Origin of the sequence: Neisseria meningitidis, from assembly GCF_022869645.1 — a bacterium.
GTDB lineage: Bacteria > Pseudomonadota > Gammaproteobacteria > Burkholderiales > Neisseriaceae > Neisseria > Neisseria meningitidis.
In genome coordinates this window covers 1389275-1404268 of the sequence record NZ_CP064367.1, presented here as the reverse complement: position 1 = coordinate 1404268, position 14994 = coordinate 1389275, and the positions used below count along the sequence as shown (strand labels likewise).

Sequence of the window (14994 nt, the reverse complement as noted above, 5' to 3'; positions counted from 1 at the left end):
GATGCCGTCTGAAACACCGTTCAGACGGCATTCCCACCATCCCGACAGGAAACATCATGCACATACTGACCGCCGGCGTGGACGAGGCAGGACGCGGACCTTTAGTCGGCAGCGTGTTTGCCGCCGCCGTCATCCTTCCGGAAACATTCGACCTGCCCGGACTGACCGACTCCAAAAAACTCAGCGAGAAAAAACGCGACGCGCTTGCCGAAATGATAAAAAATCAGGCGGTTGCGTGGCACGTCGCCGCCGCCGGGCCCGAAGAAATCGCCAGCCTCAACATCCTGCACGCCACCATGCTCGCGATGAAACGCGCCGTTGACGGTTTGGCTGTGCGTCCCGAAAAAATATTCATCGACGGCAACCGCATTCCCGAACATTTGAACATCCCTGCCGAAGCCGTCGTCAAAGGCGACAGCAAAATCATCGAAATATCCGCCGCATCCGTTTTGGCAAAGACCGCCCGCGATGCGGAAATGTACGCACTGGCGCAACGCCATCCCCAATACGGTTTCGACAAACACAAAGGTTACGGCACGAAGCAGCATTTGGAAGCCCTCGAAAAATACGGCGTGCTGCCCGAACACCGCCGCGACTTCGCCCCCGTCAGAAACCTGCTCGCGCAGCAGGCCTTGTTTTAAACCGGCACAAAAATGCCGTCTGAAGCCTTCAGACGGCATTTCCGGCATCGCAACTCCAAAGAGAAAGAACCCAAACCGTCATTCCCGCGAAAAATAGAAAATCAAAAAAAAACCTAAAATCCGTCATTCCCGCGCAGGCGGGAATCCAATCCGTCCGGTTTCCGTTTTTTTTTTTTTGAATTTCAGGTAACTTCCAAACCGCCATTCCCGCAAAAGCGGGAATCTAGAAACTCAAAGCTGCAAGAATTTATCAAAAATGACTGAAGCTCAAAAAACCGGATTCCTACGAAAACAGGAATCCGGAGTCTCAGGGCTGGCAAAACCGTTTTACCCGATAAGTTTCCGTACCGACAGACCTAGATTCCCGCCTTCGCGGGAATGACGAAATTTTAGATTGCAGGCATTTATCGGATAAAACAGAAATTAAGCGTGACGAAAATTTATCCGAAATCACAGCAACTTTTCCGCGTCATTCCCGCAAAAGCGGGAATCTAGAAACTCAAAGCTGCAAGAATTTATCAAAAATGACTGAAACTCAAAAAACCGGATTCCCGCGAAAACAGGAATCCGGAGTCTCAGGTTTGGAAAAACCGTTTTTCCCGATAAGTTTCCGTACCGACAGACCTAGATTCCCGCCTGCGCGGGAATGACGATATTTCAGTTTTGTGTTTTTGATTTTTTTTGTTTTTGCGGGAATGACGATATAGTGGATTAACAAAAATCAGGACAAGGCGACGAAGCCGCAGACAGTACAAATAGTACGGAACCGATTCACTTGGTGCTTCAGCACCTTAGAGAATCGTTCTCTTTGAGCTAAGGCGAGGCAACGCCGTACCGGTTTTTGTTAATCCACTATAAATGACGATATAAGTATTTTTATTTTAATCCGCCATATTAACGCACCCGGCCAAACAGCATAAAGGCACGGGCAGCCCGATTTGGATTGACCTATTTCCCCGACACCCTCGCCATCAGCTCGTCCGCCAAGGCAAGATACGCCTTGGCACCCTTTGCCTGCGCATCATAAGCCATCACCGGCATACCGTGGCTCGGCGCTTCCGCAAGGCGGATATTGCGCGGGATGACGGTTTCAAACAGCAAATCCCCGAAATGGCTGCGCAACTGTTCGCTGACTTCGGCAACTAGCCTGCTGCGGCTGTCGTACATCGTACGCACGATGCCCGTGATATCCAAATCGGGATTGACCGCCTGACGGATTTTGCGCACGGTCGCAATCAAATCGGAAATCCCTTCCAGCGCGTAATATTCGCACAACATCGGCACAATCACGCCGCCTGCCGCCACCAAGCCGTTAAGCGTCAACAGCGTCAGCGAAGGCGGGCAGTCGATCAGGATAAAGTCGTAATCTTCCGCCACTGCCTTGAGCGCGTTTTTCAAACGCACTTCCCGGGCGATTTCCTGCACCAGCTCGATTTCCGCGCCGGCCAGCGCGCGGTTCGCACCCAACACGCCGTATCCGCCCTCTTTGCTGCGTACCGCCGCCGATTTCACGTCCGCATCGCCCAATAAGACCTGATAAACGCCGGACTGCAAACTCGCCTTGTCGATGCCGCTGCCCGTCGTCGCATTGCCCTGCGGATCCAAATCGACCACCAGCACGCGTTTGCCGCGCGATGCCAGCGAAGCCGCCAAATTTACCGTCGTCGTCGTTTTGCCCACACCGCCCTTCTGATTGGCGATGGCAAGGATGTTCGCACTCATGTCCCGCCCGTGTCCCGTCTGATGTTGAAAAAAGAAAAACAGTGCGGAATTTTACCTTTATCCGCACAAAAAAGGTATTCATGCCGTCTGAAGCGCGCTCAACGCTTGCTCAGGATGACGATATGGCGTTCCGCATCCAAGCCTGGCACGTCGAGCCTTTGGACTTTTTCAACGCACACATCCTGCGGCAGGCGGCCGATTTCCCCCTGCGGATATACGCCCTTCATCGCCGCCCAGTAGCCGCCGTCTTTCAACAGATGCGCCGTCCACGATACAAAGTCCGCCAGTTCTGCAAACGCACGGCTGGTAACCACGTCGGCACGCACGTCCGAAACCGCCTCCACGCGTCCGGATACCACGCGCACATTGTCCAACCCCAACTCGATAACCGCCTGCTGTAAAAAAGCCGTTTTCTTCGTATTCGCATCCAAAAGGGTTATTTGCACATCCGGACGGCACACCGCCGCCGGAATGCCGGGCTGACCGCCGCCCGAACCGACATCCAGCATCGTTTGCACACCCTCGATATGGGGCAGCAGCGTCAGGCTGTCCAAAAGATGATGGACAACCATTTTTTCCTCGTCGCGCAGGGCGGTCAGATTGTAGGTTTTGTTCCACTTTTTCAACAAATCCACATAGGCCAAAAGCCTGTCCTGCGCCGCTGCGGAAATATCCAAACCCAATGCGGCGATGCCTGCACGCAGGCGTTCTTTGCGTTCCATATCCCTATCCTGTCCATGTTCAGGCGTAATGTTAACGGAAAAACATGCCGTCTGAAACCGCGTGTCGGGTTTCAGACGGCATCCCCCGTTCCGTCCTATTTTTTCCTGTGAAACACCACCGGCTGCACCGGCGCGCGCGTCAAGCGTTTGGGCAGTGTCAGCATCGACACCAGCCACACGGCAAACGCATATTCCAACACCGCCTCCCCACGCAGCCCGCCCAAGGCGGCACTGCCAAACAGCAGCTCGAAAATCCACGCGAATGCCGCCGCATCATCTTTTTGTACGCCAGTTTCGTCAGGCCCGCCGACACAACCACATTCAAAAACGCAAACACACCGAACACAAACCAAACAGTGCCGTCCCAACCGCCACGCCAGCCGAATCCGCCGTCCGACACCGACACCAGCAGCCCCGCCCGTCCGAACGCAAGCGCAAAGGCATCATGCACCGCCAACGCAAACGGCAGCGTCAAAAACACCAGTCCCGCAAACAGAGCCGCATAAGGATCTTTCTCGTTCACAAACATCGCCGTCCCCCTCTTCCGAAGCAGACCGCATTATATAGTGGATTAACAAAAATCAGGACAAGGCGACGAAGCCGCAGACAGTACAGATAGTACGGAACCGATTCACTTGGTGCTTCAGCACCTTAGAGAATCGTTCTCTTTGAGCTAAGGCGAGGCAACGCTGTACTGGTTTTTGTTAATTCACTATACCGCGCACTGCCTTGCCGCCCGCCAGAAAAGTTGCACAAACAACCGTTCATATATATCATAACGAAAAACGCCGGTGTAGCTCAGTCGGTAGAGCAGCGCATTCGTAACGCGAAGGTCGGGGGTTCGATTCCCTTCTCCGGCACCAATACCAAGCACAGACCCTCCCTTCCTCGGGAAGCCTGTGCTTTTTCACATTTCCGCTTCAGACGGCACAACCGATATGAACACCTCGCAACGCAACCGCCTCGTCAGCCGCTGGCTCAACTCCTACGAACGCTACCGCTACCGCCGCCTCATCCACGCCGTCCGGCTCGGCGGGGCCGTCCTGTTCGCCACCGCACTCGCCCGGCTGCTCCACCTCCAACACGGCGAGTGGATAGGGATGACCGTCTTCGTCGTCCTCGGCATGCTCCAGTTTCAAGGGGCGATTTACTCCAAGGCGGTGGAACGTATGCTCGGCACGGTCATCGGGCTGGGCGCGGGTTTGGGCGTTTTATGGCTGAACCAGCATTATTTCCACGGCAACCTCCTCTTCTACCTCACCGTCGGCACGGCAAGCGCACTGGCCGGCTGGGCGGCGGTCGGCAAAAACGGCTACGTCCCTATGCTGGCGGGGCTGACGATGTGCATGCTCATCGGCGACAACGGCAGCGAATGGTTCGACAGCGGCCTGATGCGCGCGATGAACGTCCTCATCGGCGCGGCCATCGCCATCGCCGCCGCCAAACTGCTGCCGCTGAAATCCACACTGATGTGGCGTTTCATGCTTGCCGACAACCTGACCGACTGCAGCAAAATGATTGCCGAAATCAGCAACGGCAGGCGCATGACCCGCGAACGCCTCGAAGAGAACATGGCGAAAATGCGCCAAATCAACGCACGCATGGTCAAAAGCCGCAGCCACCTCGCCGCCACATCGGGCGAAAGCCGCATCAGCCCCGCCATGATGGAAGCCATGCAGCACGCCCACCGTAAAATTGTCAACACCACCGAGCTGCTCCTGACCACCGCCGCCAAGCTGCAATCTCCCAAACTCAACGGCAGCGAAATCCGGCTGCTTGACCGCCACTTCACACTGCTCCAAACCGACCTGCAACAAACCGTCGCCCTTATCAACGGCAGACACGCCCGCCGCATCCGCATCGACACCGCCATCAACCCCGAACTGGAAGCCCTCGCCGAACACCTCCACTACCAATGGCAGGGCTTCCTCTGGCTCAGCACCAATATGCGTCAGGAAATTTCCGCCCTCGTCATCCTGCTGCAACGCACCCGCCGCAAATGGCTGGATGCCCACGAACGCCAACACCTGCGCCAAAGCCTGCTTGAAACACGGGAACACAGTTGACGGTCAAACACGATGCCGTCTGAAACGCCTGCCGCTTCAGACGGCATCCCCAATCCGCCTACCTTGTCGTCATGCCCGAATAACGGTACTATTCGCAGTTAACAGTTTTCATGCCGTCTGAAAGGTTTGAAGCGCGTTTCAGACGGCTGCCCGCCTACCTTATCTTACCGAAAGAACAATATGATCAACGATATTCAAAAAACAGCCGAAGGCAAGATGCAGCGTTCGGTCGAAGTACTGAAAGAAAATCTGGCAAAAGTGCGTACCGGCCGCGCGCATACTGGCCTGCTCGACCAAGTGGAAGTCGAATACTGGGGCAGCATGGTCCCCGTCAGCCAAGTTGCCAACGTAACGCTTCTGGACGCGCGCACCATCGGCGTGAAACCGTTTGAGGGCAATATGGCGGCCAAAGTCGAGAAAGCCATCCGCGATTCAAACTTGGGACTGAACCCGGCAGCTGTCGGCGACCTGATCCGCGTGCCGATGCCCATGCTGACCGAGGAACGCCGCAAAGACCTGATTAAAGTCGTACGCGGCGAAGCGGAAGAAGGCCGCGTCTCCATCCGCAACGTGCGCCGCGATGCCAACGACCACATCAAAAAACTCCTCAAAGACAAAGAAATTTCCGAAGACGAAGCACGTCGCGGCGAAGAAGCGGTTCAAAAACTGACCGACAAATACATTACCGAAGCCGACAAACTCCTGACTGCCAAAGAAGAAGATTTGATGGCAATTTAACCTGCACGATTCGGCGTTCAGACGGCATTTGAACGCCGAACCGCGAAAGGCAGACATGAAAAGCAGCACGCAGGCCGTTTTAGAACACACCGCCATTCCCAAGCATATCGCCGTGATTATGGACGGCAACGGCCGTTGGGCGAAAAAACGTTTCCTCCCGCGCATAATGGGACACAAACGCGGTTTGGACGCATTGGAAAATATGGTGAAGCATTGCGCCAAACTGGGTGTGCAATATCTGACCGTGTTTGCCTTTTCAACCGAAAACTGGCGCCGCCCCGAAGACGAAGTTTCGTTCCTGATGGGGCTGTTTTTACAGGCTTTGCAAAAACAGGTACGCCGTCTGCACGAAAACAATATGCGCCTGAAAATACTGGGCAGCCGCGAACGCTTCAGCCGTCAAATCCTGAAGGGCATCGAAGAAGCGGAGGCGTTGACAGCAAACAATACCGGTCTGACCCTGAGCATTGCCGCCGATTACGGCGGCAGATGGGATATTTTGCAGGCGGCAAACAAACTGATTGCCGAAGGCGTATCCGAGATTACGGAAGACACGCTGGCGAAACACTTGATGCTGGGCGATGCACCGGAACCGGATTTGTTCATCCGCACCGGCGGCGAAACGCGCATCAGCAATTTCCTGCTCTGGCAGATGGCATATGCAGAACTGTATTTCACCGATATTTTGTGGCCCGATTTTGACGGCAAGGCTTTGGACGATGCCGTCGCTTCGTTCCAAAAACGCGAACGGCGGTTCGGACGCACCTCCGAGCAACTGCCTATCGAACAGCAAAGGAACTGAATATGCTGAAACAACGGGTGATAACTGCTATGTGGCTGCTGCCGCTGATGCTGGGCATGCTGTTTTACGCGCCGCAATGGTTGTGGGCTGCATTTTGCGGACTGATTGCCCTGATTGCCTTGTGGGAATATGCCCGTATGAGCGGCTTGTGCAAAATCAAAACCAACCATTACCTCGCCGCAACTTTGGTTTTCGGCGTGGTTGCCTATGCGGGCGGCTGGATGCTGCCTAATTTGGTTTGGTATGTTGTTTTGGCATTTTGGCTCGCCATCATGCCTTTATGGTTGAGATTCAAATGGAGGCTCAACGGCAGTTGGCAGGTTTATGCCGTCGGCTGGCTTCTGGTTATGCCGTTTTGGTTCGCGCTCGTATCCCTGCGCCCGCACCCCGATGATGCCCTGCCGCTGCTCGCCGTGATGGGTTTGGTGTGGGTTGCCGACGTTTGCGCGTATTTCAGCGGCAAGGCGTTCGGCAAACACAAAATCGCGCCGGCAATCAGCCCCGGCAAAAGCTGGGAAGGTGCAATCGGCGGCGCGGTTTGCGTGGCAGTGTACATGACCGCCGTACGAAGTGCCGGCTGGCTGGCATTCGATACAGGCTGGTTCGATACCGTGTTAATCGGTTTGGTGCTGACCGTTGTCAGCGTATGCGGCGACCTTTTGGAAAGCTGGCTCAAGCGCGCGGCAGGCATCAAAGACAGCAGCAAGCTGCTGCCCGGACACGGCGGCGTGTTCGACCGTACCGACAGCCTGATTGCCGTTATCAGCGTCTATGCAGCGATGATGTCGGTTTTAAATTGATTCTATGCCGTCTGAAAACGCTTCAGACGGCATCCGGTATAAAGTTATCCCCATTATGACACCACAAGTCCTGACCATATTAGGCAGTACCGGCAGCATAGGCGAAAGCACGCTGGACGTTGTCTCCCGCCACCCCGAAAAATTCCGCGTATTCGCGCTGGCAGGGCATAAGCAGGTCGAGAAATTGGCGGCTCAATGTCAAACGTTCCACCCCGAATATGCCGTCGTTGCCGATGCGGAACACGCCGCCCGGCTTGAAGCCCTGTTGAAACGCGACGGCACGGCGACTCAGGTTTTACACGGCGCGCAGGCATTGGTTGACGTTGCCTCTGCCGACGAAGTCAGCGGTGTCATGTGCGCCATCGTCGGGGCGGTGGGGCTGCCTTCCGCGCTCGCAGCGGCGCAAAAAGGCAAAACCATTTATCTGGCGAACAAAGAGACGCTGGTGGTTTCCGGCGCGTTGTTTATGGAAACCGCCCGTGCAAACGGCGCGGCAGTGCTGCCCGTCGACAGCGAACACAACGCCGTTTTCCAAGTTTTGCCGCGCGATTACGCCGGCCGTCTGAACGAACACGGCATCGCTTCGATTATCCTGACCGCTTCCGGCGGCCCGTTTCTGACCGCCGATTTAAACACGTTCGACAGCATTACGCCCGACCAAGCGGTCAAACACCCCAATTGGCGTATGGGACGCAAAATCTCCGTCGATTCCGCCACCATGATGAACAAAGGTTTGGAGCTGATTGAAGCGCATTGGCTGTTCAACTGTCCGCCCGACAAACTCGAAGTCGTCATCCATCCGCAATCCGTGATACACAGCATGGTGCGCTACCGCGACGGCTCCGTGTTGGCGCAACTGGGCAATCCCGATATGCGAACGCCCATCGCTTATTGTTTGGGTTTGCCCGAGCGCATCGATTCGGGTGTCGGCGACCTGGATTTCGACGCATTGTCCGCGCTGACCTTCCAAAAGCCCGACTTTGACCGCTTCCCCTGCCTGAAGCTCGCCTATGAAGCCATGAACGCAGGCGGAGCCGCGCCCTGCGTATTGAACGCCGCCAACGAAACCGCCGTCGCCGCCTTTTTGGACGGACAGATTAAGTTTACCGACATTGCCAAAACCGTCGCCCATTGTCTCGCACAAGACTTTTCAGACGGCATAGGCGATATAGGGGGGCTCTTGGCGCAAGATGCCCAGACACGCGCACAAGCGCGGGCATTTATCGGCACACTGCGCTGATGCCGTCTGAACACCGTTATCAAAGGAAAACCATTTGCACACCCTTCTAGCTTTTATCTTCGCCATCCTGATTTTGGTCAGCCTGCACGAATTCGGACACTACATCGTCGCCAGATTGTGTGGCGTCAAAGTCGTACGCTTTTCCGTCGGCTTCGGCAAACCGTTTTTCACCCGAAAACGCGGCGACACCGAATGGTGCCTCGCCCCGATTCCGTTGGGCGGTTACGTCAAAATGGTCGACACGCGCGAAGGCGAAGTATCAGAAGCCGATTTACCCTACGCTTTTGACAAACAACACCCCGCCAAACGCATCGCCATCGTCGCCGCCGGTCCGCTGACCAACCTCGCACTGGCGGTTTTGCTGTACGGACTGAGCTTTTCCTTCGGCGTAACCGAACTGCGCCCCTACGTCGGTACAGTCGAACCCGACACCATTGCCGCCCGCGCCGGCTTCCAAAGCGGCGACAAAATACAATCCGTCAACGGCACACCCGTTGCAGATTGGGGCGGCGCGCAAACCGAAATCGTCCTCAACCTCGAAGCCGGCAAAGTCGCCGTCGGCGTTCAGACGGCATCGGGCGCGCAAACCGTCCGTACCATCGATGCCGCAGGCGCGCCGGAAGCCGGTAAAATCGCAAAAAACCAAGGCTACATCGGACTGATGCCCTTTAAAATCACAACCGTTGCCGGCGGCGTGGAAAAGGCAGCCCCGCCGAAAAAGCAGGCCTGAAACCGGGCGACAGGCTGACTGCCGCCGACGGCAAACCCATTACCTCATGGCAAGAATGGGCAAACCTGACCCGCCAAAGCCCCGGCAAAAAAAATCACCCTGACCTACGAACGCGCCGGACAAACCCATACCGCCGACATCCGCCCCGATACTGTCGAACAGCCCGACCACACCCTGATCGGGCGCGTCGGCCTCCGTCCGCAGCCGGACAGGGCGTGGGATGCGCAAATCCGCCGCAGCTACCGTCCGTCTGTTGTCCGCGCATTCGGCATGGGCTGGGAAAAAACCGTTTCCCACTCGTGGACAACCCTCAAATTTTTCGGCAAACTAATCAGCGGCAACGCCTCCGTCAGCCATATTTCCGGTCCGCTGACCATTGCCGATATTGCCGGACAGTCCGCCGAACTCGGCTTGCAAAGTTATTTGGAATTTTTGGCACTGGTCAGCATCAGCCTCGGCGTGCTGAACCTGCTGCCCGTCCCCGTTTTGGACGGCGGCCACCTCGTGTTTTATACTGCCGAATGGATACGCGGCAAACCTTTGGGCGAACGCGTCCAAAACATCGGTTTGCGCTTCGGGCTCGCCCTCATGATGCTGATGATGGCGGTCGCTTTCTTCAACGACGTTACCCGGCTGCTCGGTTAGATTTTACGTTTCGGAATGCCGTCTGAAACCGCATTCCGCACCACTAAGGAACTTACGATGAAACTGAAACAGATTGCTTCCGCACTGATGGTCTTGGGCATATCGCCTTTGGCATTTGCCGACTTCACTATCCAAGACATCCGCGTCGAAGGCTTGCAGCGTACCGAGCCGAGCACCGTATTCAACTACCTGCCCGTCAAAGTCGGCGACACCTACAACGACACACACGGCAGTGCCATCATCAAAAGCCTGTACGCCACCGGTTTCTTTGACGACGTACGCGTCGAAACTGCGGACGGGCAGCTCCTGCTGACCGTTATCGAACGCCCCACCATCGGCTCGCTCAACATCACCGGCGCCAAAATGCTGCAAAACGACGCCATCAAGAAAAACCTCGAATCGTTCGGGCTGGCGCAGTCGCAATACTTTAATCAGGCGACACTCAATCAGGCAGTCGCCGGCCTGAAAGAAGAATACCTCGGACGCGGCAAACTCAATATCCAAATCACGCCCAAAGTAACCAAACTCGCCCGCAACCGCGTCGACATCGACATCACGATTGACGAGGGCAAATCCGCCAAAATCACCGACATCGAATTTGAAGGCAACCAAGTCTATTCCGACCGCAAACTGATGCGGCAGATGTCGCTGACCGAAGGCGGCATTTGGACATGGCTGACACGAAGCAACCAATTTAACGAGCAGAAATTTGCCCAAGACATGGAAAAAGTAACCGACTTCTACCAGAACAACGGCTACTTCGATTTCCGCATCCTCGATACCGACATCCAAACCAACGAAGACAAAACCAAGCAGACCATCAAAATCACCGTCCACGAAGGCGGACGTTTCCGTTGGGGCAAAGTCTCCATCGAAGGCGACACCAACGAAGTCCCCAAAGCCGAACTGGAAAAACTGCTGACGATGAAGCCCGGAAAATGGTACGAACGCCAGCAGATGACCGAAGTTTTGGGCGCCATCCAAAACCGCATGGGCTCGGCAGGCTACGCATACAGCGAAATCAGCGTACAGCCGCTGCCAAACGCCGAAACCAAAACCGTCGATTTCGTCCTGCACATCGAACCGGGCCGGAAAATCTACGTCAACGAAATCCACATCACCGGCAACAACAAAACTCGCGACGAAGTCGTGCGCCGCGAATTGCGCCAAATGGAATCCGCGCCTTACGACACCTCCAAGCTGCAACGCTCCAAAGAGCGCGTCGAGCTTTTGGGCTACTTCGACAACGTACAGTTTGATGCCGTCCCGCTTGCCGGCACACCCGACAAAGTCGATTTGAACATGAGCCTGACCGAACGTTCCACCGGCTCGCTCGACTTGAGCGCGGGCTGGGTACAGGATACCGGCCTGGTCATGTCCGCAGGCGTTTCCCAAGACAACCTGTTCGGTACGGGCAAGTCGGCCGCCCTGCGCGCCTCACGAAGCAAAACCACGCTCAACGGCTCGCTGTCGTTTACCGACCCGTACTTCACGGCAGACGGGGTCAGCCTGGGCTACGATGTTTACGGAAAAGCCTTCGACCCGCGCAAAGCATCGACCAGCATCAAACAATATAAAACCACCACGGCAGGCGCAGGCATCCGCATGAGCGTGCCTGTTACCGAATACGACCGCGTGAATTTCGGTTTGGTGGCAGAACACCTGACCGTCAACACCTACAACAAAGCGCCCAAACACTATGCCGACTTTATCAAGAAATACGGCAAAACCGACGGCACAGACGGCAGCTTCAAAGGCTGGCTGTACAAAGGTACCGTCGGCTGGGGGCGCAACAAAACCGACAGCGCGTTATGGCCGACGCGCGGCTACCTGACGGGCGTGAACGCCGAAATCGCCCTGCCCGGCAGCAAACTGCAATACTACTCCGCCACCCACAACCAAACCTGGTTCTTCCCCTTAAGCAAAACCTTCACGCTGATGCTCGGCGGCGAAGTCGGCATTGCGGGCGGCTACGGCAGAACCAAAGAAATCCCCTTCTTTGAAAACTTCTACGGCGGCGGCCTGGGTTCGGTGCGCGGATACGAAAGCGGCACGCTCGGTCCGAAAGTGTATGACGAATACGGCGAAAAAATCAGCTACGGCGGCAACAAAAAAGCCAACGTCTCCGCCGAGCTGCTCTTCCCGATGCCCGGCGCGAAAGACGCGCGCACCGTCCGCCTGAGCCTGTTTGCCGACGCAGGCAGCGTGTGGGACGGCAAAACCTACGACGACAACAGCAGTTCCGCGACCGGCGGCAGGGTTCAAAACATTTACGGCGCCGGCAATACCCATAAATCCACCTTTACCAACGAATTGCGCTATTCCGCCGGCGGCGCGGTTACCTGGCTCTCGCCTTTAGGCCCGATGAAATTCAGCTACGCCTACCCGCTGAAGAAAAAACCGGAAGACGAAATCCAACGCTTCCAATTCCAACTCGGCACGACGTTCTAATCCCGCAAATGCCGTCTGAAGCCCTTCAGACGGCATTTCGCGGCAACATTCGAAGGAGTTTTACCATGACCCGTTTGACCCGCGCGTTTGCCGCGGCTCTGATCGGTTTGTGCTGCACCGCAGGCGCGCACGCCGACACCTTCCAAAAAATCGGCTTTATCAACACCGAGCGCATCTACCTCGAATCCAAGCAGGCGCGCAAGATTCAAAAAACGCTGGACAGCGAATTTTCCGCCCGCCAGGACGAATTGCAAAAACTGCAACGCGAAGGTCTGGATTTGGAAAGGCAGCTTGCCGAAGGCAAACTCAAAGACGCAAAAAAGGCGCAAGCCGAAGAAAAATGGTGCGGGCTGGTCGCAGCGTTCCGCAAAAAACAGGCGCAGTTTGAAGAAGACTACAACCTCCGCCGCAACGAAGAGTTTGCCTCCCTCCAGCAAAACGCCAACCGCGTCATCGTCAAAATCGCCAAACAGGAAGGTTACGATGTCATTTTGCAGGACGTGATTTACGTCAACACCCAATACGACGTTACCGACAGCGTCATTAAAGAAATGAACGCCCGCTGACCCTTTCAGACGGCATACCGAACAGGAAAACCATGATTCCGGCCACCTACACCCTGTCCCAAATCACCGCGCGGCTCGGCGGCGAATGGCGCGGCGAAGACACTTCTGTTACCGCCGTGCGCCCGCTCGCAGACGCGCAGGCGGAACACATCAGCTTCCTCGCCAACCCGAAATACAAAGCCGAAGTCCACGACAGCAGCGCGGGTGCGGTCATCGTTTCCGCCAAAGCGGCAGACGGATTTGAAGGGCGCAACCTGATTGTCGCCGACGACCCCTATCTCTATTTCGCCAAAGTCGCGCGCCTATTTTCACCCGTCGTCAAAGCGCGCGGCGGCATCCATCCGACCGCCGTCGTCGAAGAGAGTGCCACCGTTCCCGCAAGCTGCGAAATCGGCGCGAACGCCTACATCGGCGCAAACACCGTGCTCGGCGAAGGCTGCCGCATCTTGGCAAACGCCGTCGTCCAACACGATTGCCGTTTAGGTGATGAAGTTGTTTTACATCCTAACGCCGTCGTTTATTACGGCTGCACACTGGGCAGACGCGTTGAAATCCACAGCGGCGCGGTCATCGGCGCGGACGGATTCGGACTCGCCTTCGCCGGCGATTCGTGGTTTAAAATCCCGCAAACTGGCGCGGTAACGCTGGGCGACGACGTGGAAATCGGCTCGAACACCAACATCGACCGGGGCGCGATGAGCGACACCACCGTCGGCAACGGCACCAAAATCGACAACCAAGTCCAAATCGGACACAACTGCAAAATCGGCTCGCACACCGTCATCGCCGCCAAAACCGGCATCTCAGGCAGCGTCACCATAGGCAGCTACTGCATCATCGGCGGCGGCGTCGGCACGGTCGGACACATCGAAATCGCCGACAAAACCACCATCGGCGGCGGCACGTCCGTCACCCACAGCATTACCGAAAGCGGCAAACACCTCGCCGGCATCTTCCCGATGTCCACCCATAAAGAATGGGCGCGCAACGCCGTTTACATCCACCGCTTAAGCGAAATGAACAAACGCCTCAAAACGCTGGAACAGCAGCTTTCAGACGGCAAAGACACGCAATAAATCCAAACCGACTTTATTCAAGGAATACGACAGACATGGACGTTCAACTCCCCATCGAAGCCAAAGACATCCAAAAACTCATCCCCCACCGCTACCCGTTTCTCCAGCTCGACCGCATCACCGCCTTCGAGCCGATGAAAACCCTAACCGCCATCAAAAACGTAACCATAAACGAACCCCAGTTCCAAGGCCACTTTCCCGACCTGCCCGTGATGCCCGGCGTACTCATCATCGAAGCCATGGCGCAAGCCTGCGGCACACTCGCCATCCTCAGCGAAGGCGGGCGCAAGGAAAACGAATTCTTCTTCTTCGCCGGCATAGACGAAGCCCGTTTCAAACGCCAAGTCATCCCCGGCGACCAACTCGTCTTTGAAGTCGAGCTGCTGACCAGCCGGCGCGGCATCGGCAAATTCAACGCCGTTGCCAAAGTGGACGGGCAAGTCGCCGTCGAAGCCGTGATTATGTGCGCCAAACGCGTGGTTTGAGCGTTCGGAAAAAGGTCGTCTGAAAGTTTCAGACGACCTAATAAAAAGAAAACCCACCGGTTTAGGTTTATTCAAACCCAGGGACGCGGTGGGGATTAGTTTCACCTAACTGTATCAAATATAGTTTGAAACGTCAATTTTATAGTGGATTAAATTTAAACCAGTACGGCGTTGCCTCGCCTTGCCGTACTATTTGTACTGTCTGCGGCTTCGTCGCCTTGTCCTGATTTTTGTTAATCCACTATACAATAAGGAATCAGGTATTAGCGTGAATTATAAGGAATGCTGTAGTATTTTTTCTGATTTCAGA

At 55.8% G+C, this 14994-nt stretch carries 12 protein-coding genes, 1 tRNA gene and 2 pseudogenes; 12 read left to right on the top strand and 3 right to left on the bottom strand.

Annotated elements, in window-relative coordinates; genetic code table 11:
• Positions 1–56 precede the first annotated feature (56 nt).
• Positions 57–641, top strand: coding sequence for a ribonuclease HII (rnhB, locus tag IUJ45_RS07205; protein WP_002236613.1), 585 nt, complete (start codon positions 57–59; stop codon positions 639–641).
• 948 nt (positions 642–1589) lie between these two features.
• Here the strand turns inward: rnhB and IUJ45_RS07200 are convergent.
• From IUJ45_RS07200 to IUJ45_RS07190, 3 genes and pseudogenes are all read right to left on the bottom strand, one after another.
• Complete coding sequence (locus IUJ45_RS07200; protein WP_002236612.1) at positions 1590–2363, bottom strand: ParA family protein; 774 nt, start codon at positions 2361–2363, stop codon at positions 1590–1592.
• 98 nt (positions 2364–2461) lie between these two features.
• Complete coding sequence (gene rsmG / locus IUJ45_RS07195) at positions 2462–3085, bottom strand: 16S rRNA (guanine(527)-N(7))-methyltransferase RsmG (RefSeq protein ID WP_002225959.1); 624 nt, start codon at positions 3083–3085, stop codon at positions 2462–2464.
• 95 nt (positions 3086–3180) lie between these two features.
• Positions 3181–3614: pseudogene (locus IUJ45_RS07190) on the bottom strand (hypothetical protein).
• Positions 3615–3872: 258 nt separating this feature from the next.
• Here IUJ45_RS07190 and IUJ45_RS07185 point away from each other — a divergent pair.
• From IUJ45_RS07185 to fabZ, 11 genes and pseudogenes are all read left to right on the top strand, one after another.
• Positions 3873–3948: transfer RNA gene (locus tag IUJ45_RS07185), tRNA-Thr, on the top strand.
• A gap of 75 nt (positions 3949–4023) precedes the next feature.
• The gene (locus IUJ45_RS07180) at positions 4024–5151 is read left to right on the top strand and encodes an FUSC family protein (protein ID WP_002249224.1); all 1128 of its coding nucleotides are present in this window, start codon (positions 4024–4026) and stop codon (positions 5149–5151) included.
• A 180-nt stretch (positions 5152–5331) separates the two neighbouring features.
• Positions 5332–5889: a ribosome recycling factor gene (frr, locus tag IUJ45_RS07175; RefSeq protein ID WP_002216270.1), complete on the top strand. Its 558-nt coding sequence runs from the start codon at positions 5332–5334 to the stop codon at positions 5887–5889.
• A gap of 55 nt (positions 5890–5944) precedes the next feature.
• On the top strand, positions 5945–6691 hold the full coding sequence (locus IUJ45_RS07170) for an undecaprenyl pyrophosphate synthase (protein WP_002230200.1): 747 nt from the start codon (positions 5945–5947) through the stop codon (positions 6689–6691).
• A gap of 2 nt (positions 6692–6693) precedes the next feature.
• Positions 6694–7491: a phosphatidate cytidylyltransferase gene (locus IUJ45_RS07165; RefSeq protein ID WP_002245802.1), complete on the top strand. Its 798-nt coding sequence runs from the start codon at positions 6694–6696 to the stop codon at positions 7489–7491.
• Positions 7492–7495: 4 nt separating this feature from the next.
• Positions 7496–8731, top strand: a complete 1236-nt coding sequence (ispC, locus tag IUJ45_RS07160) for a 1-deoxy-D-xylulose-5-phosphate reductoisomerase (RefSeq protein ID WP_014580704.1) — start codon at positions 7496–7498, stop codon at positions 8729–8731.
• Positions 8732–8765: 34 nt separating this feature from the next.
• Positions 8766–10106 (top strand): annotated as a pseudogene (gene rseP / locus IUJ45_RS07155) (RIP metalloprotease RseP).
• 57 nt (positions 10107–10163) lie between these two features.
• Positions 10164–12557, top strand: a complete 2394-nt coding sequence (gene bamA, locus IUJ45_RS07150) for an outer membrane protein assembly factor BamA (protein WP_002249222.1) — start codon at positions 10164–10166, stop codon at positions 12555–12557.
• A gap of 65 nt (positions 12558–12622) precedes the next feature.
• Positions 12623–13123 (top strand): OmpH/Skp family outer membrane protein, encoded by a 501-nt coding sequence (locus IUJ45_RS07145; RefSeq protein WP_002245798.1) that lies wholly within the window; start codon positions 12623–12625, stop codon positions 13121–13123.
• 32 nt (positions 13124–13155) lie between these two features.
• Positions 13156–14199, top strand: coding sequence for a UDP-3-O-(3-hydroxymyristoyl)glucosamine N-acyltransferase (gene lpxD / locus IUJ45_RS07140; protein WP_002245797.1), 1044 nt, complete (start codon positions 13156–13158; stop codon positions 14197–14199).
• A gap of 35 nt (positions 14200–14234) precedes the next feature.
• On the top strand, positions 14235–14684 hold the full coding sequence (gene fabZ, locus IUJ45_RS07135) for a 3-hydroxyacyl-ACP dehydratase FabZ (protein WP_002231544.1): 450 nt from the start codon (positions 14235–14237) through the stop codon (positions 14682–14684).
• The last annotated feature ends 310 nt before the right edge of the window (positions 14685–14994 follow it).

What these genes read in the sequence shown, in the direction of transcription:
- IUJ45_RS07200 (WP_002236612.1), bottom strand. Translation starts at nt 2,363, where the DNA reads ATGAGTGCGAACATCCTTGCCATCGCCAATCAGAAGGGCGGTGTGGGC.
- rsmG (WP_002225959.1), bottom strand. Translation starts at nt 3,085, where the DNA reads ATGGAACGCAAAGAACGCCTGCGTGCAGGCATCGCCGCATTGGGTTTG.
- IUJ45_RS07180 (WP_002249224.1), top strand. Translation starts at nt 4,024, where the DNA reads ATGAACACCTCGCAACGCAACCGCCTCGTCAGCCGCTGGCTCAACTCC.
- IUJ45_RS07145 (WP_002245798.1), top strand. Translation starts at nt 12,623, where the DNA reads ATGACCCGTTTGACCCGCGCGTTTGCCGCGGCTCTGATCGGTTTGTGC.
- lpxD (WP_002245797.1), top strand. Translation starts at nt 13,156, where the DNA reads ATGATTCCGGCCACCTACACCCTGTCCCAAATCACCGCGCGGCTCGGC.
- IUJ45_RS07170 (WP_002230200.1), top strand. Translation starts at nt 5,945, where the DNA reads ATGAAAAGCAGCACGCAGGCCGTTTTAGAACACACCGCCATTCCCAAG.
- frr (WP_002216270.1), top strand. Translation starts at nt 5,332, where the DNA reads ATGATCAACGATATTCAAAAAACAGCCGAAGGCAAGATGCAGCGTTCG.
- IUJ45_RS07165 (WP_002245802.1), top strand. Translation starts at nt 6,694, where the DNA reads ATGCTGAAACAACGGGTGATAACTGCTATGTGGCTGCTGCCGCTGATG.
- fabZ (WP_002231544.1), top strand. Translation starts at nt 14,235, where the DNA reads ATGGACGTTCAACTCCCCATCGAAGCCAAAGACATCCAAAAACTCATC.
- bamA (WP_002249222.1), top strand. Translation starts at nt 10,164, where the DNA reads ATGAAACTGAAACAGATTGCTTCCGCACTGATGGTCTTGGGCATATCG.
- rnhB (WP_002236613.1), top strand. Translation starts at nt 57, where the DNA reads ATGCACATACTGACCGCCGGCGTGGACGAGGCAGGACGCGGACCTTTA.
- ispC (WP_014580704.1), top strand. Translation starts at nt 7,496, where the DNA reads ATGCCGTCTGAAAACGCTTCAGACGGCATCCGGTATAAAGTTATCCCC.